Below are 21,405 nucleotides of genomic sequence, written 5' to 3'. Positions count from 1 at the left end.
CTGTCGGGTACGGGGGACGGGCCGCCCGTCCGGGGGCGTGCGCCTGCCGTGGGACGGCGCAAGCCGCCGCGTCATCCCGCGGTCGGGGCCGGTGCCGGTGTGGTGCCCGCATCCGCATCCGCATCCGCGCCTGTGCCTGTGCCCGTGCCCGCGCCCGTGCCCGCATCCGTGCCTATGCCCGTGCCTGTGCCCGTGCCCGCATCCGTGTCCGCGCGCAGGGGAAGCGGCGCGGCCCGGCCCAGGGCCTTCGGCCGCCGCCGGTACGCCAGGGCCAGCTCGCCCAGGAGCAGGAAGGCCAGCGCGCCCGCTCCCGCCAGGGCACCCGCCCGCAGCCCCGGTGGCCGGAAGACGCACTCCACCGCCGCGCCGTCGGCCGGGGCCGGGGTGGCGACCAGGCCCAGATAACGGTCGGCGGGGCGGCCCTGGCAGCGCCAGCCCGCGATCCGGGGCGCCGCGAGTACGACCGTCCCGGTGGTGCCGGGCGGCAGTTCCGCCCGGACGCCGTCGTCGGTGACGTGGACGGAGGTCGCGCCGGTGGCCCTCAGCCCGTCGACCGCCGAGGCCAGCCGGGACCGGTCCAGGCAGCCGACCGCCCGGTGCGGCACGGTCCCCGGGCGCACCGGGGCCAGCGCGATCCGTACGTTCCCGTCCGCCCCGACCCGGCCCAGGTGCTGCATCGCGGCCCGCCGGGCCGGGAGCTGCCCCTTGAACCCGACGTCCCGGCCGTCGCCGAGCCGGGCCCGCCCGAACATGCCGGGTGCCCACAGATACGCCTCGGACCCCGCCGGGCAGGCAGCGGTCAGCGTGTACGCGCCCCGGCCCACCCGGTAGTCGTCCGCGCCCCGGTCCGGCACGGCGTCCACGCCGCCCGGAGCAGCCCGCAGCGTGGTCCGCGGGACCGTGTAGACCCGCGAGCCCAGCAGCAGCTCCTGGTTCCGGAACGCCGAACGCCCGTACGACGCACCCCCTGAGCCGCCTCCTGGCGCCGGGCGCACCGTCACCAGCGGCACAGCCGCCGACCGGCTCGCCGTCACCGGCCGGTCGTCCGCTGCGCCCAGACCCGTGAGCCCGGCCCCCTGGTGCGGGTCACGCGGCCCGCGTACCCGGGCGCCGACCGAGAAGACCGCGTCCGTGACCGGGTTGTCGAGGCTCTGCACGGCCCGGCCGTTCGACGTCCACCCACCGCCGAGCGCCCGCATCGTGCGGGTCAGCACGTCGGGCGTGTGGCTGCTGTAGTACGCGCCGCCCTGCCCGCCCACCAGCAGCGGATCGTTCGCGGTGGTCTGCTCCCGGCCGGGGTCCGTCCGGGCGTGCGGCCAGGTGTCGGCGCCCGCGACCACGGCCCGCTGGGTGCGCTGCCGTTCGCCCCAGGGCGCGTAGTCGTCGAGCCGGTTCAGCCGCTGCCGGTCGAAGTAGGCGGTCGCCGCGGCGGCCTGCCCGACCTGCGCGCCGATCAGCAGTACGGCCGCCAGCGCCGCGTACCGGCCGCCCCGGCCGGCCAGCAGCAGGGCACAGACCGCCGCCCCCAGCCCCACCGCGAACAGCGGATACGTCCACCCCGTGACCAGCCCGCTGAACCCCGCCCCGGCCGCCGCCGACACCAGGACCGCGGTCCCGCCGAGCAGTGCCCGCCGCCCCGGCCAGCCGTACGAGACCGTGACCCACGCGGCGGTCACCACCAGTCCGGCCAGGACGAAGGTCTGCCGGTACGGGCTGCCGTTGGGCGTGGCGAACGCGTGCCAGAGCAGATGCGTGGGCTTCCACTGCATCGACAGCGCGACCCCGGCCACCAGCCCCGCCCACGCCCATCGCTCCCGCTTCGGCACGGCCCGCCGGAAGGCCAGCGCACCGGCCAGCAGCAGGGTGCCCGTCCCGAGATAGAGGGCCGGGGTGAAGAAGCTGTACGTGGCGGGCAGCAGCCGGGCGAGCACATCGGTCCAGGAGGCGGGCGCGAACGCGCGGTCCCAGCCCGGGTAGGCGTGCTTGGTGCCCAGGTAGACCGGGATCAGGACGGGCGCCGAGAGCCCGATCCCCACCCCGGTGGTCCGCGCCGCCCGCCCCAGCGTCCGGACCACCGCACGCCGGTCGTCCCGCTCGGTGAACAGCCGGACGGCCAGCACCAGCGCCGCGCCGAGCGTCGCCATGTACGCCGTGTAGAAGTTGGCCGCCCACGCCAGCGCGACCAGCAGGGGCGCCGCGACCCGGTGCCGCCCGGTCCGGGCCCACTCGGCGGCCAGGCAGAGCAGCGGCAGCGCGATCAGCCCGTCCAGCCACATCGGGTTGTACGCCGCCTCCGCGACCGACCAGCCGCACAGCGCGTACGAACCGCCCAGCACCCCGGCCGCCCACCAGCGCCCGCCGCGCAGCGTCAGCAGGAACACCGCCATCAGGGCCGCCGCCGAGGCCATCTTCAGGGTCGTCACCGCATAGACCGCGAGGTCGATCCGGTCTCTCGGGAAGACCCCGACGAGCAGGGCGAACGGGCTGCTCAGATAGGTGCCGAGATCCGGCAGGAAGCTCGTCCCGAAGCCGGACGACCAGTTGAGCAGCAGCCCGCCGTCGGCCTGTCCGTGCAGCAGGTCCCAGAGCCGGGCGTGGAACGGAACGAACTGGTTGCCCAGGTCGTTCACGCTGCGCGTGTAGGGGCCGAACGGGAAGCCGCGCGACACGGCGTCACCCGCGCAGACCGCGACGACGGTGAGCAGGGCGGCGAGCGAGCCCGCGCGCAGGCGGGGACGGCGGCGGGGCGTCGCCGGGGACAGGGCCATGGTCAGGAATATGCCAGCCCGTCACGCCCAAACACCTTGTGCCGTATGCCAGTTCACGTAATGGACGTGCGGTGGTCACGTGCTGCATCGGGTGCCGACACCTGGCCCGGATGGTGTACGTCTGTGCTGATCTCTCTGGTGGTGCCCTGCTACAACGAGGAAGAGATCCTCGAACGCTTCCACGAACGCGTCACGGACGAAATGGCCGGGCTCGGGCACGAGTTCCAGCTGGTCTTCGTGGACGACGGCAGCGCCGACCGGACGCTGGTGATCCTCCAGGAGCTGGCCGCCGCCGACCCCCGGGTCCGCTACGTCTCCTTCAGCCGCAACTTCGGCAAGGAGGCCGCCATGCTGGCCGGTCTCCAGCACGCCGGGGGTGACGCCGTCGTCATCATGGACGCCGACCTCCAGCACCCGCCCGAGCTGGTCGGCCGGATGCTGGAGGAACATGAGCGGGGCTACGACCAGGTCGTCGCCCGCCGCACCCGCAAGGGCGACCGCGTCACCCGCACCGTCACCGCCCGCACCTACTACTGGCTGATCAACCGCCTGGTCGATGTGGAGCTCGTGGACGGTGTCGGCGACTTCCGGCTGCTGTCGCGCCGCACCGTGGACGCCGTCCTGCGGCTCACCGAGTACAACCGGTTCTCCAAGGGCCTCTTCGCCTGGGTCGGGTTCCGCACGAAGACCTTCGGCTACGAGAACGCCGTACGCGAGCAGGGCAGCTCCGCGTGGACCTTCGGCAAGCTGCTCAACTACGGCCTGGACGGGCTGCTGTCCTTCAACAACAAGCCGCTGCGCGCCGCGCTCTACCTGGGCATGCTGCTGCTGTCGGTGGCCTTCGCGTACGCGGCGTGGATCGTCGGTGTCGCCCTGGTGCGGGGCGTGGACACCCCCGGTTACGTCACCACGCTCGTCGTGGTCATCGCGCTGGCCGGGGTCCAGATGGTGATGCTCGGAGTGGTCGGCGAGTACGTCGGCCGCATCTACTACGAGGTGAAGCGGCGCCCGCACTACCTGGTCAAGGCCACGAACGCCGAGACCCCGCGGCCCGCCCGTGAGTACCGCGAGCCCCGGGAAGACCGCGAGCCCCGTGAGTACTGCGAGCCCCGGGAACACCGCGAGCCCCAGGGGTCCGTACGCCGATGACGGTCACCGCCCAGATGGCCCGGTTCGCCCTGGTGGGGGTGGTGAACACCGGCACCTACTACGGCTGCTACCTCGTGCTGCTGACCTGGCTGCCGTACATCGCCGCCCATGTGACCGCCTTCGCGCTGAGCATGACCGGCTCCTTCTTCCTGAACTGCTGGTTCACCTACCGCACCCGCCCCACCTGGCGGAAGTTCCTGCTCTTCCCGCTGACCAACGCCGCCAACTTCGTCATCACCACCGGCGGCGTCTACCTGCTGGTCGACCTGGCCGGACTCAGCAGCCGGTACGCGCCGCTGGCCGCCGCCGCGGCGGCCATCCCGGTCACCTTCCTCGTCTCCCGCACGATCATGCTCCGGCCGGAACCCGCGCGGAGGATCTGAGCGGCCCGGACGGGCCCACATCCCCAACTCCTTCCGAATCGTTGGTCGAATCAGTGGCCCCAGCCACGTCCACTGCCTAACATCGATCACCGCAAGGTCTTGTGCACTGATGCACAAAGTCTCCCCGGGAGGTTCCTTTGCACCGCCGCCGTCGCACCGCGCTCACCGTCTCCGCCGCCCTGCTCGTCGGCGTCCCAGCCCTCGCCGCCTGCGGCAGCGAGACCCACCCGGGGGCCGCGGCCGTCGTCGGCGGGGAGCGGATCGAGGTCGCCACGCTCCAGGGCCAGGTGGCCTCCGTGCGCGAGGCGCAGAACAGCACGAAGGACCCCGCCCAGCTCATCGACAAGTCCGGGCAGCTCAGCCGGGCCAAACTGCACGGCCTGATCTTCGACAAGGTCGTGGACCGCGCCGCGCGGGACGCGGGCGTGACCGTGAACCGCTCCGAGATCCAGCAGATGCGCAAGGACGCGGAGGCCCAGTCCGGCGGGGCGGCGGGGCTGCGTACGGTGATGCTCCAGCGGAGCTGGATCGCCCCGGACCAGATCGACGCCGTGCTGCGCGAGCAGGTCCAGCTGACGAAGCTGGGCATCGCGCTCGGCGTCGACCTCCAGCAGCCCGCCGGCCAGCAGGTCGTGTCCGAGGCGCTGAGCAAGGCGTCCAAGGCGCTCCGGGTCGACGTCAACCCGCGCTACGGCACCTGGGACGGCAAGCAGACCCAGCTCGCCGCCTACAAGGCCCCCTGGATCACCCAGGTCACCAAGCCGGAAGGCGCGGGCGCCTGAGCCGCGGGGGAACGGGCGGCGGCGACAGAGGTAGATTCGCACGGTGAACGCTGAAGACCCCGGCCGCATCGTCCTGCTCACCGCCAGCCACCGCGTCGCCCCCGGACTGCTGTCCTGGCCCGCCTGGCAGGCGCTGCACGCCGCCGACCGGGTGCTCTGCGCCGATCCCGGCCACCCGCAGCTGCCGTACCTGCGCGAGGCGGGCGTCACCGTCGAGCACGCCGCTCCCACCGCGCAGGAGCTCGTCGACGCCTGCGCGGGCGGCCGGAGCGTCGTCGTCCTCGCGGGCGGCGAGGGCGATCCCGCGCTCACCGACGGGCTGGCCCGGCTCGCCGGATCGGGGCGCACGCGGATGCCGGACCTGGAGCTGCTGCCCGGTTCGTACGACCTGCCGGGCGCCCGGCTCCTCGACCTGGTCCAGATCATGGACCGGATCAGGGTCGCATGCCCGTGGACCTCGCAGAAGACCCACCAGGGCCTCGCCAAGTACGCCGTCGAGGAGGCGTACGAACTCGTCGAGGCGATCGAGGACGGCGACCGCGACGAACTCCGCGAGGAGCTGGGCGACGTCCTCCTCCAGGTGGTCTTCCACGCCAGGATCGCCGAGGAGGGCGGCCCCGAGGACGGTGAGGAGCCGTTCTCCATCGACGACGTCGCCGCCACCCTCATCGAGAAGCTGATCCACCGCCACCCGCACGTCTTCGGCGACGAGACCGCCGAGACCCCCGAGGACGTCCGCGCGCACTGGCTGCGCACCAAGGCCGCCGAGAAGCGGCGCGACTCGGTCACCGACGGGGTACCGGTCGGCCAGCCCGGCCTGGCGCTCGCGGCCAAACTGGCGAGCCGGGTCCGCACCGCCGGGCTCGACGTGCCGCTCCCCGCCGGCGAGGGCATCGGCTACGAGCTCCTCGCCCTCGCCGTCCGGGCCGAGCGGGACGGTGTCGACCCCGAGGCCGCCCTGCGCGCCGCGGGCCGCGCCTACCGGGACGCCATCAGGGCGGCGGAGGGCCACGGCTGACGCCGCAGGGCAACGGATAACGTCGAGGGGTGAACCACAGCCCCGCCGACGACCACCCCGCCGAGCAGCCCCCCGCGTCTCCCGCGGACGCCCCCGCGTCTCCCGCGGCTTCGGCGGACGCCGCCGCGTCCCCCGCGTCCTGCCCGGTGTCCGGTGCACCCGAGCTCTTCACCTGGGAGTTCGCCACCGACCCGTACCCGGCGTACGCCTGGCTGCGCGAGCACAGCCCCGTACACCGCACCACGCTGCCCAGCGGCGTCGAGGCCTGGCTGGTGACCCGGTACGAGGACGCCCGGCAGGCCCTCGCCGACTCCCGGCTCTCCAAGAACCCGGCCCACCACGCCGAACCGGCGCACGCCAAGGGGAAGACCGGCATCCCCGGTGAGCGCAAGGCGGAGCTGATGACACATCTGCTGAACATCGACCCGCCCGATCACACCCGGCTGCGCCGCCTGGTCTCCAAGGCGTTCACCCCGCGGCGGGTCGCCGAGTTCGCCCCGCGCGTCCAGGAGCTGACGGACCGGCTCGTCGACCGCTTCGCCGAGAACGGCGAGGCCGACCTCATCCACGACCTGGCCTTCCCGCTCCCCATCTACGCGATCTGCGACCTGCTTGGCGTACCGCCCGAGGACCAGGACGACTTCCGGGACTGGGCGGGCATGATGATCCGCCACGGCGGCGGGCCGCGCGGCGGGGTCGCCCGGTCGGTGAAGAAGATGCGCGGCTACCTCGCCGAACTCATCCACCGGAAGCGGGAGAACCCAGGCGACGACCTGATCTCCGGACTGATCCGGGCCAGCGACCACGGTGAGCACCTCACCGAGAACGAGGCCGCCGCCATGGCCTTCATCCTGCTCTTCGCCGGTTTCGAAACCACCGTCAACCTCATCGGCAACGGGGTCTACGCCCTGCTCCGCAACCCCGGCGAACGCGCACGGCTGCAACGCTCCCTCGACGCGGGGGAGGAGGAGCTGCTGGAGACCGGGATCGAGGAGCTGCTCCGCTACGACGGCCCGGTGGAGCTGGCCACCTGGCGGTTCGCCACCGAGGCGCTGACACTCGGCGGGCAGTCCGTCCAGGCCGGGGATCCGGTGCTCGTGGTGCTCGCCGCCGCCGACCGCGACCCGGAACGCTTCCCGGACCCCGACACCCTCGACCTCGCCCGGCGTGACAATCAGCACCTCGGATACGGGCACGGCATCCACTACTGCCTGGGCGCACCGCTCGCCCGGCTGGAGGGACGGACCGCGCTCGCCACTCTGCTGAAACGGCTCCCGGACCTGCGACTCGCGGGAGAACCAACCGATTTGCGGTGGCGTGGCGGGCTCATCATGCGTGGACTTCGCACCCTCCCCGTGGAGTTCACGCCGGGGCGTGCCGGTACTGAAACTGACGCTGCGTCAACTCTGTGACTTTCACGTGATCCGCGCTGCATCGACTTGTGACGCGCGTTCGAGTCCGGCTAGGTTCACCGTTCGACTCACCAGTCAGACGTCAGTCACACGGAAGGCAATTCCATGGGATCCGCGAACGGCAGGCACCGTCGCCCCCGGCAGGCACCCGCCATCGTCGTCGCAGCGGGCGTGACCGGATCGGCCATCGCCATTCCGCTGCTGGGCGCGTCGGGCGCGTCCGCGGCCGAGGCCACGACCTGGGACCGGGTGGCCGAGTGCGAGAGCGGCGGTGCGTGGAGCGCCGACTTCGGCAACGGCTTCTACGGCGGTCTCCAGTTCTCGCCGGAGACCTGGAAGTCGTACGGCGGTGAGGCCTACGCGGAGCGCGCCGACCTCGCCAGCCGGGCCCAGCAGATAGCGGTGGCCGAGAAGGTCCTGGGGGACCGGGGGCCGAAGGCCTGGCCCAGCTGTGCGGTCATCTCCGGCCTGGCGCCGGGCGGCTCGCTGCCCGGCGTCGACCCCGGCACCGCCCCCGTCGGCGACCCGGCCGGGACGGTGACACCGCCCGGGAACGAGCAGGGTGACCCGTCCGACGGGGCCACGCCGCCCCGAAGCGCCTGGGAGGGCGTGGACGCGGTGGACGGTGCTGACGGCTCGTCCGGGAACAGCGGCAAGCGCCCGGGGAAGGCGAAGGGCGAAGGGGCGGACACGCCGGACGCGGAGTCCTCGCCTTCGGCCACCCCGTCCGGTGCGCCGTCCGACGCACCCTCACGCGCCCCCCGGGACGCCTCCGCTTCGCCCGATTCGGCCGACGGTACGGGCGGGCGGCACCGCGGCACCCCGGCCGCCGAGGAGGGCCGTGGCGCGAACGGCGGTCACCGCGAGTCCGGCCGGCACGCCTCGCGCGGCGGTGGCGACGCGCGCGATACGGCCGATCAGGTCACCGACGGCACGTACACCGTCCGGCCCGGCGACAACCTCTGGACGATTGCTGATGCACAGAAGGTTCCCGGTGGGTGGTCCGCGCTCTACGAGGCGAACAGGAGCGTCGTCGGCTCCGATCCGGACCTCATCCTGCCTGGCCAGAGCCTCGATCTCGACGCCAAGGCCGAGTAGGAGCGGTCCGGTGACGGTCCGGTAATCGCCTAAAAGCGCCCCGAAAATCGGGGCAGTTCAGGGGCCTATGTCCGCTTATGTGTAAGTGAGACATGGGTCTCTTTGCGTCTTCCGGCGTGTCGCGTTCCGGTGGCCCTTCCTGGTGGCCCTCACCTGCGAAAACAGTAATTCTTCAGATGCAAGTACGGACTGATTGTCCGATGTGTCCACCTTTGAATGTAGGGCTTGCGTATGTTTACGGTCGGAATCGCTCGCACCGCGGGCCCCGTCGACCGTCACGCCGAATCCTGCCGTCGGTCGAAGGGAAAACAGACGCGTACAGCGCCGTAGGCAGGAGCGGGGGACCCAGGTAAGCCGCCGGGTCCGGGACGTCGGGACGACGTATCGGATCAGGCTTGGGGTGAAGTCGCGCGCTAGGACGTGCGACCGGGCAACTCACTCGGCCCGAACCCGACAGCTCACCTCGTAGGCGTCGGTGAGGAGAAGTTCCATGCTGCTTTCCAGCAAGGGCAAGCACCGCCGCCCGTCCAAGGTCGTCCGCATCGCCACGCTCGCCGGTGTCGCCGGTGCCGCCGTCGCCGTGCCGCTGATGGGCGCGACCAGCGCCTCCGCCGCCTCCGTCGCCACCTGGGACGCTGTTGCCCAGTGCGAGTCCGGTGGCAACTGGTCCATCAACACCGGCAACGGCTACTACGGCGGCCTGCAGTTCTCGCAGTCCAGCTGGGCCGCCGCCGGTGGCCTCCAGTACGCCTCGCGCGCCGACCTGGCCACCAAGGCCCAGCAGATCGCCACCGCCGAGCGCCTCCTCGACATGCAGGGCCCCGGTGCCTGGGGCTGTGCCGGTGCCGGCGGCCTGACCAACGACGGTGTCGACCCGGGTGTCGACACCGGTTCGTCCTCGAACTCCTCCTCCGGCTCGACCGCCGGTTCCGGCGCCTCCGAGCAGCAGAGCGCCGCCCCGAAGAAGCAGGCGCAGCCGAAGCCGGCCGAGCGCACCGAGGCCCCCGCCGCCTCCCGCTCGGACCGCACCGAGGCCCCGCGTGCCGAGTCGAAGAAGACCGTCACCACCCCGACCGGCGAGAAGGTCAAGAGGGGTGACGGCGAGTACAAGGTCGTCACCGGCGACTCGCTGAGCAAGATCGCCGCCGAGAACGGCGTCAAGGGCGGCTGGCAGCGGCTGTTCGAGCTGAACGAGGACATCGTCAAGGACGCCGACCTGATCTACCCGGGTCAGCAGCTGCACCTGACGAAGTAACAGGGACTCTCTCCTCCCCGGCCGCCCCGGTCCGGCGCGCATCCCCCCGTGCGCACCGGACCGGGGCGCCCTCCTTTCCGGCCTCCCTCCGCTCGGTGGAGCGGGAAGGCGTTCAAGTGTTGTAGTTACCGGCCGGTAGGTTTTGGGCGGAATGCCCGGCAATGCGGTCTCTCGGGTCGTTTTTCGTCCCAGGGGTCGGGCGGTCGTGGGGACGGGCGGGCCGGGCCGGTTAGGCTCTTGTCGCAAGGCCAAAGCGACCCTGCGCCAACAGCGTCATATCCCAGAAGGAGATGCCACGTGCCGTCCATCGACGTCGTCGTAGCCCGGGAAATCCTCGACTCCCGCGGAAACCCCACGGTCGAGGTCGAGGTCGGCCTCGACGACGGCAGCACGGGCCGTGCTGCCGTTCCGTCCGGCGCCTCCACCGGCCAGTTCGAGGCCGTCGAGCTCCGTGACGGCGACCCCAACCGCTACCAGGGCAAGGGCGTCGAGAAGGCCGTCCTCGCCGTGATCGAGCAGATCGGCCCGGAGCTCGTCGGCTACGACGCCACCGAGCAGCGGCTGATCGACCAGGCGATGTTCGACCTGGACGCCACGGAGAACAAGGGCTCGCTCGGCGCCAACGCCATCCTGGGCGTCTCGCTGGCCGTCGCCCACGCCGCCTCCGAGGCCTCGGACCTGCCGCTCTTCCGCTACCTCGGCGGCCCGAACGCGCACCTGCTGCCCGTTCCGATGATGAACATCCTGAACGGCGGCTCGCACGCCGACTCCAACGTGGACATCCAGGAGTTCATGATCGCCCCGATCGGCGCGGAGTCCTTCTCCGAGGCCCTGCGCTGGGGCGCCGAGGTCTACCACACGCTGAAGAAGGTCCTGAAGGCCAAGGGCCTGTCCACCGGCCTCGGCGACGAGGGCGGCTTCGCGCCGAACCTGGACTCCAACCGCGCCGCCCTCGACCTCATCCTGGAGGCCATCAAGGAGGCCGGTTACGTCCCGGGCAAGGACATCGCGCTCGCGCTCGACGTCGCCGCGTCCGAGTTCTACAAGGACGGCGCGTACGAGTTCGAGGGCAAGTCCCGCTCGGCCGTCGAGATGACCGAGTACTACGAGGAGCTCGTCGCCGCGTACCCGCTGGTCTCCCTTGAGGACCCGCTGTTCGAGGACGACTGGGACGGCTGGAAGGTCATCACCGACAAGCTCGGCGCCAAGGTGCAGATCGTCGGCGACGACCTCTTCGTCACCAACCCGGAGCGCCTGGCCCGCGGCATCGAGGAGGGCTCCGCCAACGCCCTGCTCGTCAAGGTCAACCAGATCGGTTCGCTGACCGAGACCCTGGACGCCGTCGAGCTGGCCCAGCGCAACGGCTTCAAGTGCATGATGTCGCACCGCTCCGGCGAGACCGAGGACGTCACCATCGCCGACCTCGCCGTCGCCGTGAACTGCGGCCAGATCAAGACCGGTGCCCCGGCCCGCTCGGACCGCGTCGCGAAGTACAACCAGCTGCTGCGCATCGAGGAGATCCTCGACGACGCCGCGGTGTACGCCGGCCGCTCCGCCTTCCCCCGGTTCCGCTCCGCGGACCAGTAGGCACAGCGCTCCGCGGACCACTGGTCACGGCGCTCCGCGGAGCGGCAGGGCAGCGCTCCGCGGAGCGGTAGGCGCCGCGAACGGCCACGGCCTCCGTCCGTCCCCGCACTCGGTCCCGTACCGTGTGCGGGGACGGATGTGCGTAATGGGGAGGCGGAGAGATGGCCGCGAAGGACCGGGACCGGTTCTCCACCGCGACCCGGCTGCGGCTGCTCGGTGAGCAGACCGCCGCCCGCGTCTACCGTTCGCAGAGCCGCCGTCAGGCCCGCCGCTCGCGTCTCACCGGCCGGGCGGCCTTCCTGGCGCTCGTCGTCTGCTCCCTGGTGGTCGCGCTCGCGTACCCGATGCGCAGCTACGTCTCGCAGCAGGACGAGATCGCCGACCAGGAGCGCCTGGCGCAGCAGGCCAGGGCCCGTACCGAGGAACTGCGCGACGAGAAGGCGCGGCTCCAGGACGACGCGTACATCAGGCGGCTGGCCCGTACGCATCTGCACTACCTTCTTCCCGGGGAGACCGGTTATACGGTGATCGACCCGGACGCGGTCAAGGAGCGCGAGGGCAGGGCGGACGGGTCCGGCCGGCCGTGGCACTCCAATCTGTGGGACGGCGTCGACAGCGCCGACCGCGACTGACCTCCCTCGATCCAGCAGCACCGCATTTCGAGCAGACCCGATCAGAACCTAGGCAGGCATGGACACCCCCCCTCCCCAGACCGAGCCCACCGCGCCCACCGAGGCGGACATCGCCGCGTTCCAGCAGCAGCTGGGCCGCCCGCCGCGCGGTCTGCGCGCGATCGCGCACCGCTGCCCCTGCGGCAACCCGGACGTGGTCGAGACGCAGCCCCGGCTGGAGGACGGCACGCCGTTCCCGACGACGTACTACCTGACGTGCCCGCGTGCCGCCTCCGCGATCGGCACGCTGGAGGCGAACGGGGTCATGAAGGAGATGACCGAGCGCCTCGCCACCGACCCCGAACTGGCCTCCGCCTACCGGGCCGCCCACGAGGACTACATCGCCCGGCGCGACGCCATCGAGGTGCTGGAGGGGTTCCCGAGCGCGGGCGGCATGCCGGACCGGGTGAAGTGCCTGCACGTCCTGGTCGGCCACTCGCTGGCCGCCGGACCGGGCGTGAACCCGCTGGGCGACGAGGCGATCGCGATGCTGCCGGAGTGGTGGCGCAAGGGGCCGTGCGTCACGCCATGCGACGCGCCGGACGAGGGCTGACCGTCCTTCGAGGTCCCCATCCCGCTCCTCGTCCGCCGGAGGGGCCCGATTCCACAGGAGCAGCACCATGACCCGCGTGGCCGCCATCGACTGCGGTACCAACTCCATCCGCCTGCTCGTCGCCGACGCCGACCCGTCCACCGGTGAACTCGGTGAGCTGGACCGGCGGATGGAGATCGTCCGCCTCGGCCAGGGCGTCGACCGCACCGGCCGGCTGGCCCCCGAGGCCCTGGAGCGTACGTTCGCGGCGTGCCGCCAGTACGCGGCGGTGATCAAGGAGCACGGTGCGCAGCGGCTCCGCTTCGTCGCCACCTCCGCCTCCCGGGACGCGGAGAACCGCGACGACTTCGTCCGCGGGGTGGTCGGCATCCTGGGCGTCGAGCCCGAGGTGATCAGCGGTGACCAGGAGGCCGAGTTCTCCTTCACCGGGGCCACCCGGGAGCTCGCGGGCCACGAGCACCTGCCGAAGCCGTATCTGGTGGTCGACATCGGCGGCGGCTCCACCGAGTTCGTCGTCGGCGACGACCGGGTGAGCGCCGCGCGTTCCGTGGACATCGGCTGTGTGCGGATGACCGAGCGGCACCTGGTGCGCGACGGTGTCCTGACCGACCCGCCGACCGCCGGGCAGGCCGAGGCCGTCCGGGCCGATATCGAGGCCGCCCTCGACCTCGCGGGCCGGAGCGTCCCGCTCACCGGGGCCGCCACCCTGGTCGGCCTGGCCGGTACGGTCACCACGGTCGCCGCGATCGCCCTGGGGCTGGAGGCGTACGACTCGTCGGCGATCCACCACTCCCGGATCTCCTTCGAGCAGGTCGAGGAGATCACCGCCCGGCTGCTCGGTTCGACCCACGCCGAGCGGGCCGCGATCGGCGCGATGCACCCGGGACGGGCCGACGTGATCGTCTCCGGCGCGCTGATCCTGCTCGCCGTGATGAAGCGGACCGGGGCCCGGGAGGTCGTGGTCAGCGAGCACGACATCCTCGACGGCATCGCCTGGTCGATCGCGTAGCTCCGCCGGTTCTGGCGGTTCGGCACACCCAGGCACCCCCCGGCACCCACCCCCGGCGCCCCCGGCAGCTCCGGCGGATTCGCCCCCGGCCCTTCGAACACACCGCTCACGCGTACCTTGGCCTGCACCTTTGAGCCCTGAAGGGCCGTCCGGGCGGTGGTTCGAAGGGGGAGGGACGACGAAGTTCGTGAACTTCTTCACAAGGAATTCGGTCCCCGGAAGGGCCGTTCGGCCCCTTGCGGGTGTCCGGGGTCGCTCGCGAGGGTGTTGCACCTCCGCGCCGATGCTTTCCGGGCCGGCTTTCACGGGGTGTTCCGGGGGAGTGGTTCACCCGGAAAAAAGGGCCAAGAGCCAGCTCACAGGCGGTTCATAACGTCTGCGGCCGGGTCGTGGTTCCCCTGTGGCGCCATGACCTCGGTCACGTGGGCGGCGCAGTGTAACAGAGGGGCGCTCATACCTTGTGAAGGGGCGCACTAACCCACCCGCGCGCAGGGGTGGATACTCGATGCCATGAGCACCACGGAGCGTCCCAGGATCCTCGTTGTAGGCGGTGGGTACGTAGGCCTGTACGCAGCTCGACGCATTCTCAAGAAGATGCGCTACGGCGAAGCGACCGTCACGGTCGTGGACCCGCGCTCGTACATGACCTACCAGCCCTTCCTTCCCGAAGCTGCTGCAGGCAGCATCTCTCCCCGGCATGTCGTCGTCCCGCTGCGGCGCGTCCTGCCGAAGGCCGAGGTGCTCACCGGTCGCGTCACCACCATTGATCAGGACCGCAAGGTCGCCACGGTCGCGCCGCTCGTCGGCGAGGCTTACGAGCTGCCCTTCGACTACCTGGTCATCGCGATGGGCGCGGTCTCCCGCACCTTCCCGATCCCCGGCCTCGCCGAGCAGGGCATCGGCATGAAGGGCATCGAGGAGGCCATCGGCCTGCGCAACCACGTCCTGGAGCAGCTGGACAAGGCCGACTCGACGACCGACGAGGAAGTCCGCCGCAAGGCGCTGACCTTCGTCTTCGTGGGCGGTGGCTTCGCCGGTGCCGAGACCATCGGCGAGGTCGAGGACATGGCCCGCGACGCGGCCAAGTACTACACCAACGTGAAGCGCGAGGACATGCGCTTCATCCTGGTCGACGCCGCCGACAAGATCCTTCCCGAGGTCGGCCCGAAGCTGGGTGCCTGGGGCCGTGAGCACCTGGAGTCCCGTGGCGTCGAGGTCTTCCTCTCGACCTCCATGGACTCCTGCGTCGACGGTCACGTCGTCCTGAAGAACGGTCTGGAGGTCGACTCCAACACGATCGTGTGGACGGCCGGTGTGAAGCCGAACCCGGCGCTGGCCCGCTTCGGCCTGCCGCTCGGCCCGCGCGGTCACGTGGACACCTCCGAGAAGCTCCAGGTGCAGGGCACCGACTACATCTGGGCCGCGGGCGACAACGCCCAGGTCCCGGACATGGTCGGCCGCCGCGCCGGCAACCCGAACGCCTGGTGCCCGCCCAACGCCCAGCACGCGCTGCGGCAGGCCAAGGTCCTCGGCGACAACGTGATCTCCGGTATGCGGGGCTTCCCGCAGAAGGAGTACAGCCACGCCAACAAGGGTGCGGTCGCCGGTCTGGGGCTGCACAAGGGCGTCGCGATGATCGTCATGGGCAAGATGAAGATCAAGTTCAAGGGACGCCTCGCCTGGTACATGCACCGTGGTTACCACGGTCTGGCGATGCCGACCTGGAACCGCAAGATCCGCATCTTCGCCGACTGGACGCTCGCGATGTTCCTCAAGCGCGAGGTCGTCTCGCTCGGCGCCATGGAGACGCCGCGCGAGGAGTTCTACGAGGCCGCCAAGCCGGCCCCGGCCCCGGCCGCCGCGAAGGCCGAGGGCGAGAAGGCCAAGGCCTCCTAGCCCGCCCGCGGGCCCACTCGCCCGTGTCCTGCCCGAAGGGGCCGTCCGCCATCCGTGGTGCGGACGGCCCCTTCGGGCATTTCCAGATGCGTGTAGCGGGCAGCCTTTTTTGCCGTTCCGTTGCGTAGTGGCGGGATGACCGTGGCGGCATGGACTGTTGAGGGGTACGGACCTCGCCGAGGCGCACAGGTGTCCGGCGTGGTTGCATGCACGTTCGACCAGGTTTGGGCACATTGGAACCACCATCACGGAGGTGTGCGCCATGGCAGACGCCGCATTGCGGCTGACCGCTCTTGCCGAGGAATTTCTGGGAGAGAAGCTGCCGGTCCGTATCCGGGCCTGGGACGGCAGCCGGTCGGGTCCGCCCGGCGCCCCCGAACTGGTGATCCGGCACCGTCGCGCGCTGCGCCGGCTGCTCTGGAAACCGGGCGAACTGGGCCTGGCCCGCGCCTGGGTGGCCGGTGACCTCGATGTCGAGGGCGATCTCTACGAGGCCCTGGACCTGCTGGGCTCACTGATCTGGGAGCGGGAGCCGGGCGCCGGGGGCGCCAGGCTTCTGGACCCGGTCCGCGACCCGAAGGTACGGGCCTTCGCCAGGGGACTGCTGCGCCTGGCCGGGCCCTGGACCCCGCCGCCCCCGCCGGCCGAGGAGGTGCGCCGCCGCACCGGCCCGCTCCACACCAAGGGCCGCGACAAGGCCGCCATCAGCCACCACTACGACGTCGGAAACGACTTCTACGCCCTGGTCCTCGGCCCCTCCATGGTCTACTCCTGCGCCTACTGGGAGGACGACGGCACCCTGGAGGACGCCCAGCGCGACAAGCTCGACCTGGTCTGCCGCAAGCTCGGGCTGAAGGAGGGCGACCGGCTGCTCGACGTCGGCTGCGGCTGGGGCTCCATGGCCATCCACGCCGCCCGCGAGTACGGCGCCCACGTCACCGGAGTCACCCTCTCCGTCGAGCAGGCCGCCTTCGCCAGGAAGCGCGTCGCGGAGGAGGGCCTGTCCGACCGCGTCGAGATCCGCGTCCAGGACTACCGGGACGTCAGGGACGGCCCGTACGACGCGATCTCGTCGATCGGCATGGCGGAGCACGTCGGCTCGGTCCGCTTCCGTGAGTACGCCGACGACCTCTACGCCCTCCTGAAGCCGGGCGGCCGTCTCCTCAACCACCAGATCGCCCGCCGCCCGGAGCCGGACGAGGGCACGTACCACGTGGACGCGTTCATCGACGCCTACGTCTTCCCGGACGGCGAACTGGCCCCGCTGGGCCGGACCGTGGGCACCCTCGAAGAAGCCGGGTTCGAGGCCCGGGACGTCGAGTCGCTCCGCGAGCACTACGCGCTGACCCTGCGCCGCTGGGTCGCCAACCTGGAGCGGCACTGGGACCGGGCGGTACGGATGACCTCGCCCGGCCGGGCGAGGGTCTGGCGCCTCTACATGGCCGCCTGCGTCCTCTCCTTCGAGCACAACAGGATCGGCGTCAACCAGATCCTCGCGGTGCGCCCGGCGGCGGGAGGGGACTCCGGGCTGCCGCTGCGGGCCCGCGCCTGGACGGCCCCCGCGAACGGCTGACCCTCCCTTCCGGCTGCCCCGCGACGCGAAGGGGGTGCGGTGACGCGAACGGGGGCCGGTGCGCGCAGCGTACGTACGACTGCGCGCACCGGCCCCCGGCCGTGTTCCGCGGAACCCCGCGGGCCCGCTACTCGGTCTTGATCGCCGTCAGCATGTTGAGCTTCGCGGCATTGCGGGCCGGCCAGAGCGCGGCCAGCACGCCCACCGCCGCCGCCAGCGCCAGGAAGATCCCGATCCGGCCCCACGGGAGGACCAGCACGTACCCCGGGATCTCCGAGGAGAGGGTCTGTCCGATCGCCCAGCCGAGGAACACCCCGAGCCCGATGCCGACCACCGCGCCGAAGAGCGAGATGACCACGGCCTCCAGCCGGATCATGCGCTTCACCCGGCGGCGGTCCAGGCCGATGGCCCGCAGCATGCCGATCTCCTGCTGGCGCTCGAAGACCGACATCGCCAGGGTGTTGACGACCCCGAGGACCGCGATGATCAGGGCCATCGCCAGCAGTCCGTACATGATGTTCATCGCGAGGTTGACCGAGCCGCCGAACATGTTGCGGATGTCCTGGCGGTCCATGATGCTCATCGCCGGGTTGTTGCCCAGCGCGTCGACCACGGCCTGCTCGTTGGCGTCGGTCGCGCCGCCGTCCGTCGTCAGCCAGATCTCGCGGATGTTGGCGAGGCTGCCGTGCTGGTCCGCGATGTCCGTCGGGACCAGGACCGGCGAGAGGAAGGTGTTCTCCTCGAAGACGGCGCCGACCTTCAGCTCACCGCTCTTGTCGTCCTCGAACTTCACCCGCAGGGTGTCGCCGGTCTTCCAGCCGTTGGACTTCGCGGTCTTGTCGGAGACGGCGATCTCACCCTTGCCGAGCGAGTCGAGCGAACCGGAGACGGTCGTCAGCGCGAAGACCTGCTGCACGTCGCCGGGGGTGACGGCGGAGGCGGACTGGTACTCACCCCTGACCTCGAAGCCGGTGGCCTGCTGCGGCGAGACCGCGGAGATCTTGCCGCTCTTCTCCAGCGCGGTGAGCGCCGACTCGTCGAGGGCGTGGCCGTTCGCCATCGTCACCATGTAGTCGGCCTTGATGTTGTCCGTCGTCGCCCGGTCGACCGCCTGGCCGAGGGTGACGCCGAGCACCGAGATGCCGGTGACCAGGGTGAGGCCGATCGCCAGCGCGGAGGCGGTGGTGCCGGTACGGCGCGGGTTGCGGACCGCGTTCTGCGCGGCCAGCTTCCCGGCGACCCCGAACACCTTGCGCAGCAGCGGGCGGACCAGGGCGATCACCGGCCGCGAGAGCAGCGGGATCAGCACGATGACGCCGATCAGCGTGAGGAAGGCGCCCACGGCGATGACGGTCCGTCCGGTCGAGCCGGACTTGGCCGCGCCGCCCACGATGGCCGCCGCGCCCAGCAGGGTGATCACCGAACCGATCGAGTTGCGCAGCACCAGGGACTTCACGGTGGCCGTCGCGTGGACGCTGTTCATCGCGGCGACCGGCGGGATCTTGGCGGCCCGGCGGGCGGGCAGCCAGGCGGCCAGCAGGGTGACCACGACACCGACGGCGAAGGAGGCGCCGACCGCGGTGGGCGAGACGACCAGCGGACCGGCCGGGACCTTGGCGCCGAAGGCACCCATCGCGGAGCGCAGCGCGACCGCGAGGCCGAGTCCGAGGACGAAGCCGATGACCGAGGCGATCAGGCCGACGAAGGCCGCTTCGAGCAGCACCGAGCGCTTGACCTGGCGGCGGGAGGCGCCGACGGCGCGCATCAGGGCCAGTTCCTTCGTGCGCTGGGCGACCAGCATCGTGAAGGTGTTGGCGATGAGGAAGACGCCGACGAACAGGGCGATGCCCGCGAAGGCCAGCAGCATCGTGTTGAGGCCGCTGAGGCCCTCGGTGATGTCCTTGGCCTGCTCGTCCGCCAGCGCCTTGCCGGTCTTGGCCTCGGCGTCCTTGGGAAGCAGCGGCTTCACCTCGGCGAGCAGCTTGTCGGCGGAGGCGCCGGGGGCCGCCGAGACGGTGGCCTCGCGGAACACGCCGGGCCGCAGGTAGAGCTTCTGGGCGACCTCGGTGTCGAAGAGCACCAGGCTGCCGCCCGCGTTGACGGCGCCGTCCTCGGTGGTGAAGACGCCGGAGAGGGTGTACTCCTTCACCGGCCCGTTGGTGGCGACCCGGACCCGGTCACCGACGCGGTACTCGCCCTTCCGGGCGGTCTCCTCGTCGAGCGCGATCCGGTCGGCCGCGGTCGGCCCGTCACCGTCGCTGAAGGTGTACGCGGCGTCCTTGCCGTCCTTGCCGGGGAAGTAGTTCGCCCCGGTGTTCGACCAGCCGTTGCCGATCAGCTTGCCTTCGGGGTCGGCGACCCCGGCGAAGCCGGAGACCCGGCCGGTGGCGGTGCCGACGCCGTCCAGGCCCTGGATCTTCTCCAGGGTGGCGGTGGTGATGCCGGGGGTCTTCTCGTCGGTCTGGTCGGCATAGGTGGTGACGGCGACGGCGACGTTGTCGTAGCTCTTCGCCGACTGGTTGCGCAGGGCGTTGCCGAGGGTGTCGGTGAAGACCAGGGTGCCGGAGACGAAGGCCACGCCGAGCATCACGGCGAGGACGGTCATCAGCAGCCTGGCCTTGTGCGCGAGCACATTGCGCAGGGCGGTACGGAACATGTCTGTCAGTCCTGGGATCGGGAGGAAGTCCTGGGGTCGCGGGGAAGGGCGGACCTCAGCTGGTGCGGCCCTTGGCGTCGAACGCCTTCATCCGGTCCAGGACCCCGTCCGCGGTGGGGTGCATCATCTGGTCGACGATCCGGCCGTCCGCGAGGAAGATGACCCGGTCCGCGTAGGAGGCGGCGGCGGGGTCGTGGGTCACCATCACCACGGTCTGGCCCATCTCGCGCACCGAGTTGCGCAGGAAGCCCAGGACCTCGGCGCCGGAGCGGGAGTCCAGGTTCCCGGTCGGTTCGTCACCGAAGATGATCTCCGGCCGCGAGGCCAGGGCACGGGCCACCGCGACGCGCTGCTGCTGGCCGCCGGAGAGCTCCGTGGGCCGGTGGGTCAGCCGGTCGGAGAGCCCCACCATGTCGATGACCTGGCGCACCCACTCGGCGTCGGGCTTGCGGCCCGCGATGTCCATGGGGAGGGTGATGTTCTCGTACGCGGTCAGCGTCGGCAGCAGGTTGAACGCCTGGAAGATGAAGCCGATCTTGTCCCGGCGGAGCTGGGTGAGCTGCTTGTCCTTGAGCGCGCCGAGCTCCGTGTCGCCGATCCGCACCGAGCCGCTGCTGAAGCTGTCGAGACCGGCCACGCAGTGCATCAGCGTGGACTTGCCGGAGCCGGACGGGCCCATGATCGCGGTGAACTCGCCGCGCGGGAAGTCCACGGTGACGTGGTCCAGGGCCGTGACCCTGGTCTCGCCCTCCCCGTAGACCTTCGACAGGTCCGTGGCGCGTGCGGCCACCGTGGTGACGCTGGGTGCGGTGGAAAGGGTGGTCACGGGACTCTCCTGATTCGGGCTCCGGCCGAGCCTCGTCCGCATGTGTTCGGACGTGTTCGGGGACTGTTCGGTACCCCTCAATCCTCCTGGCCGTCACGGAGCCGATCGTCAGTCCGCATGCCCGTTCCTCGGGTCGTCTTGAGTCGCATAGGCGGCGCCGGGTGTCATCCTGCGGTATGACACCGTCCCCGAGGCGTGTCACTCGGGAGGGCTACTGCGCGGCGGGGTGGACGGGGCCCTTACCCGGTCGGGCGGCGCGCACGTGGCGAGAGCAGGCGCACGCCCGGCGGCTGCGCCGTCCAGGTGCGGCGACTTTACGTCAATTCGGAGAGCCCGCCGCCGTGTCCCATACCCTGGCCGGGCATGTGACGATGCCCTTTTCGGAGTGCTGACGACTCCTCAAACGGTCAATAAAATAAGACAACATCGCCCGAGAGATCCGCTGTTCGGGGGAGGTACCCCGATAGGGTCATGTGCCAACGCGGAGCCGCGCGCCAGCCTGGATGGTGGAATGCAGACACGGCGAGCTTAAACCTCGCTGCCCCTCGGGGGCGTACCGGTTCGAGTCCGGTTCCAGGCACCACTTCTCACCGGGCGGCCGGGCCGGCCGCCGCTTCTGCCACCCCTGTTCGGTTCCGCGTTCCCGTCTGTCGGTTCGCCCGTCCCGTCGACTCCATCCCGTGCGACTTTTGTTCGAGTGTGAACACGCCGTACCGGTTGGTCGGAACGTTACTGGACTGCGGGCCCGAGGGTAAGGGGCGATCCGGAA

General features: G+C 71.3%; 16 protein-coding genes, 1 tRNA gene and 1 riboswitch. Of the genes, 14 read left to right on the top strand and 3 right to left on the bottom strand.

The features are described 5' to 3' along the window. Positions 1–71: 71 nt before the first annotated feature. A complete protein-coding gene (locus ACFVWY_RS31155) occupies positions 72–2,768 on the bottom strand; it encodes a YfhO family protein (RefSeq protein ID WP_389878215.1) in 2,697 nt (898 codons plus the stop codon). A 123-nt stretch (positions 2,769–2,891) separates the two neighbouring features. On the opposite strand from ACFVWY_RS31155, the gene ACFVWY_RS31150 reads away from it, so the two are divergent. The 13 genes from ACFVWY_RS31150 (at position 2,892) to ACFVWY_RS31090 (ending at position 17,154) form a co-directional block, all read left to right on the top strand. After that, entirely contained in the window at positions 2,892–3,917 is a 1,026-nt protein-coding gene (locus ACFVWY_RS31150) for a glycosyltransferase family 2 protein (protein WP_389878213.1), read from the top strand. Beyond that, the gene (locus ACFVWY_RS31145) at positions 3,914–4,300 is read left to right on the top strand and encodes a GtrA family protein (protein WP_389878212.1); all 387 of its coding nucleotides are present in this window, start codon (positions 3,914–3,916) and stop codon (positions 4,298–4,300) included. The genes ACFVWY_RS31150 and ACFVWY_RS31145 overlap by 4 nt, the downstream gene beginning before the upstream one ends. Before the next feature lie 137 nt (positions 4,301–4,437). After that, positions 4,438–5,082 carry a SurA N-terminal domain-containing protein gene (locus ACFVWY_RS31140; RefSeq protein ID WP_389878211.1) on the top strand — a complete coding sequence of 215 codons (645 nt, stop codon included), beginning with the start codon at positions 4,438–4,440 and terminating at the stop codon, positions 5,080–5,082. 43 nt (positions 5,083–5,125) lie between these two features. Then, positions 5,126–6,100: a nucleoside triphosphate pyrophosphohydrolase gene (locus ACFVWY_RS31135; RefSeq protein WP_389878210.1), complete on the top strand. Its 975-nt coding sequence runs from the start codon at positions 5,126–5,128 to the stop codon at positions 6,098–6,100. 29 nt (positions 6,101–6,129) lie between these two features. Then, positions 6,130–7,512, top strand: coding sequence for a cytochrome P450 (locus ACFVWY_RS31130; RefSeq protein WP_389878208.1), 1,383 nt, complete (start codon positions 6,130–6,132; stop codon positions 7,510–7,512). Positions 7,513–7,617: 105 nt separating this feature from the next. Further along, positions 7,618–8,610, top strand: coding sequence for a transglycosylase family protein (locus ACFVWY_RS31125; RefSeq protein ID WP_389878206.1), 993 nt, complete (start codon positions 7,618–7,620; stop codon positions 8,608–8,610). Between the two features lie 312 nt (positions 8,611–8,922). Next, positions 8,923–9,097: riboswitch (cyclic di-AMP (ydaO/yuaA leader) on the top strand. 3 nt (positions 9,098–9,100) lie between these two features. Continuing rightward, complete coding sequence (locus ACFVWY_RS31120; RefSeq protein ID WP_389878204.1) at positions 9,101–9,865, top strand: transglycosylase family protein; 765 nt, start codon at positions 9,101–9,103, stop codon at positions 9,863–9,865. A 297-nt stretch (positions 9,866–10,162) separates the two neighbouring features. Beyond that, a complete protein-coding gene (gene eno, locus ACFVWY_RS31115) occupies positions 10,163–11,452 on the top strand; it encodes a phosphopyruvate hydratase (RefSeq protein WP_389878203.1) in 1,290 nt (429 codons plus the stop codon). 161 nt (positions 11,453–11,613) lie between these two features. Then, positions 11,614–12,084, top strand: a complete 471-nt coding sequence (locus ACFVWY_RS31110; protein ID WP_389878202.1) for a septum formation initiator family protein — start codon at positions 11,614–11,616, stop codon at positions 12,082–12,084. A gap of 58 nt (positions 12,085–12,142) precedes the next feature. Beyond that, positions 12,143–12,676 (top strand): DUF501 domain-containing protein, encoded by a 534-nt coding sequence (locus ACFVWY_RS31105; RefSeq protein WP_389878200.1) that lies wholly within the window; start codon positions 12,143–12,145, stop codon positions 12,674–12,676. A 67-nt stretch (positions 12,677–12,743) separates the two neighbouring features. Continuing rightward, the gene (locus ACFVWY_RS31100; protein WP_389878199.1) at positions 12,744–13,685 is read left to right on the top strand and encodes an exopolyphosphatase; all 942 of its coding nucleotides are present in this window, start codon (positions 12,744–12,746) and stop codon (positions 13,683–13,685) included. A gap of 510 nt (positions 13,686–14,195) precedes the next feature. After that, positions 14,196–15,581, top strand: coding sequence for an NAD(P)/FAD-dependent oxidoreductase (locus ACFVWY_RS31095; protein ID WP_389878198.1), 1,386 nt, complete (start codon positions 14,196–14,198; stop codon positions 15,579–15,581). Between the two features lie 262 nt (positions 15,582–15,843). Further along, entirely contained in the window at positions 15,844–17,154 is a 1,311-nt protein-coding gene (locus tag ACFVWY_RS31090) for a class I SAM-dependent methyltransferase (protein ID WP_389878197.1), read from the top strand. Between the two features lie 127 nt (positions 17,155–17,281). On the opposite strand, the gene ACFVWY_RS31085 is transcribed toward ACFVWY_RS31090, so the two are convergent. Together ACFVWY_RS31085 and ACFVWY_RS31080 are read right to left on the bottom strand one after the other, a co-directional pair. Beyond that, positions 17,282–19,810, bottom strand: a complete 2,529-nt coding sequence (locus ACFVWY_RS31085) for an ABC transporter permease (RefSeq protein ID WP_389878196.1) — start codon at positions 19,808–19,810, stop codon at positions 17,282–17,284. Between the two features lie 55 nt (positions 19,811–19,865). After that, the gene (locus ACFVWY_RS31080; protein ID WP_389878194.1) at positions 19,866–20,636 is read right to left on the bottom strand and encodes an ABC transporter ATP-binding protein; all 771 of its coding nucleotides are present in this window, start codon (positions 20,634–20,636) and stop codon (positions 19,866–19,868) included. 497 nt (positions 20,637–21,133) lie between these two features. On the opposite strand from ACFVWY_RS31080, the gene ACFVWY_RS31075 reads away from it, so the two are divergent. Further along, positions 21,134–21,219: transfer RNA gene (locus tag ACFVWY_RS31075), tRNA-Leu, on the top strand. The last annotated feature ends 186 nt before the right edge of the window (positions 21,220–21,405 follow it).

It is taken from the genome of Streptomyces sp. NPDC058195 (assembly GCF_042883525.1).
Classification (GTDB): Bacteria; Actinomycetota; Actinomycetes; order Streptomycetales; family Streptomycetaceae; genus Streptomyces.
Note: the sequence above shows the minus strand (reverse complement) of the source record. Positions and strands in the feature narration are given on the sequence as shown.

Excerpts from the sequence above, each read along its gene's own strand:
- ACFVWY_RS31155 (WP_389878215.1), bottom strand. The coding sequence starts at position 2,768 with ATGGCCCTGTCCCCGGCGACGCCCCGCCGCCGTCCCCGCCTGCGCGCG.
- ACFVWY_RS31145 (WP_389878212.1), top strand. The coding sequence starts at position 3,914 with ATGACGGTCACCGCCCAGATGGCCCGGTTCGCCCTGGTGGGGGTGGTG.
- ACFVWY_RS31125 (WP_389878206.1), top strand. The coding sequence starts at position 7,618 with ATGGGATCCGCGAACGGCAGGCACCGTCGCCCCCGGCAGGCACCCGCC.
- ACFVWY_RS31120 (WP_389878204.1), top strand. The coding sequence starts at position 9,101 with ATGCTGCTTTCCAGCAAGGGCAAGCACCGCCGCCCGTCCAAGGTCGTC.
- ACFVWY_RS31110 (WP_389878202.1), top strand. The coding sequence starts at position 11,614 with ATGGCCGCGAAGGACCGGGACCGGTTCTCCACCGCGACCCGGCTGCGG.
- ACFVWY_RS31105 (WP_389878200.1), top strand. The coding sequence starts at position 12,143 with ATGGACACCCCCCCTCCCCAGACCGAGCCCACCGCGCCCACCGAGGCG.
- ACFVWY_RS31100 (WP_389878199.1), top strand. The coding sequence starts at position 12,744 with ATGACCCGCGTGGCCGCCATCGACTGCGGTACCAACTCCATCCGCCTG.
- ACFVWY_RS31095 (WP_389878198.1), top strand. The coding sequence starts at position 14,196 with ATGAGCACCACGGAGCGTCCCAGGATCCTCGTTGTAGGCGGTGGGTAC.
- ACFVWY_RS31090 (WP_389878197.1), top strand. The coding sequence starts at position 15,844 with ATGGCAGACGCCGCATTGCGGCTGACCGCTCTTGCCGAGGAATTTCTG.
- ACFVWY_RS31085 (WP_389878196.1), bottom strand. The coding sequence starts at position 19,810 with ATGTTCCGTACCGCCCTGCGCAATGTGCTCGCGCACAAGGCCAGGCTG.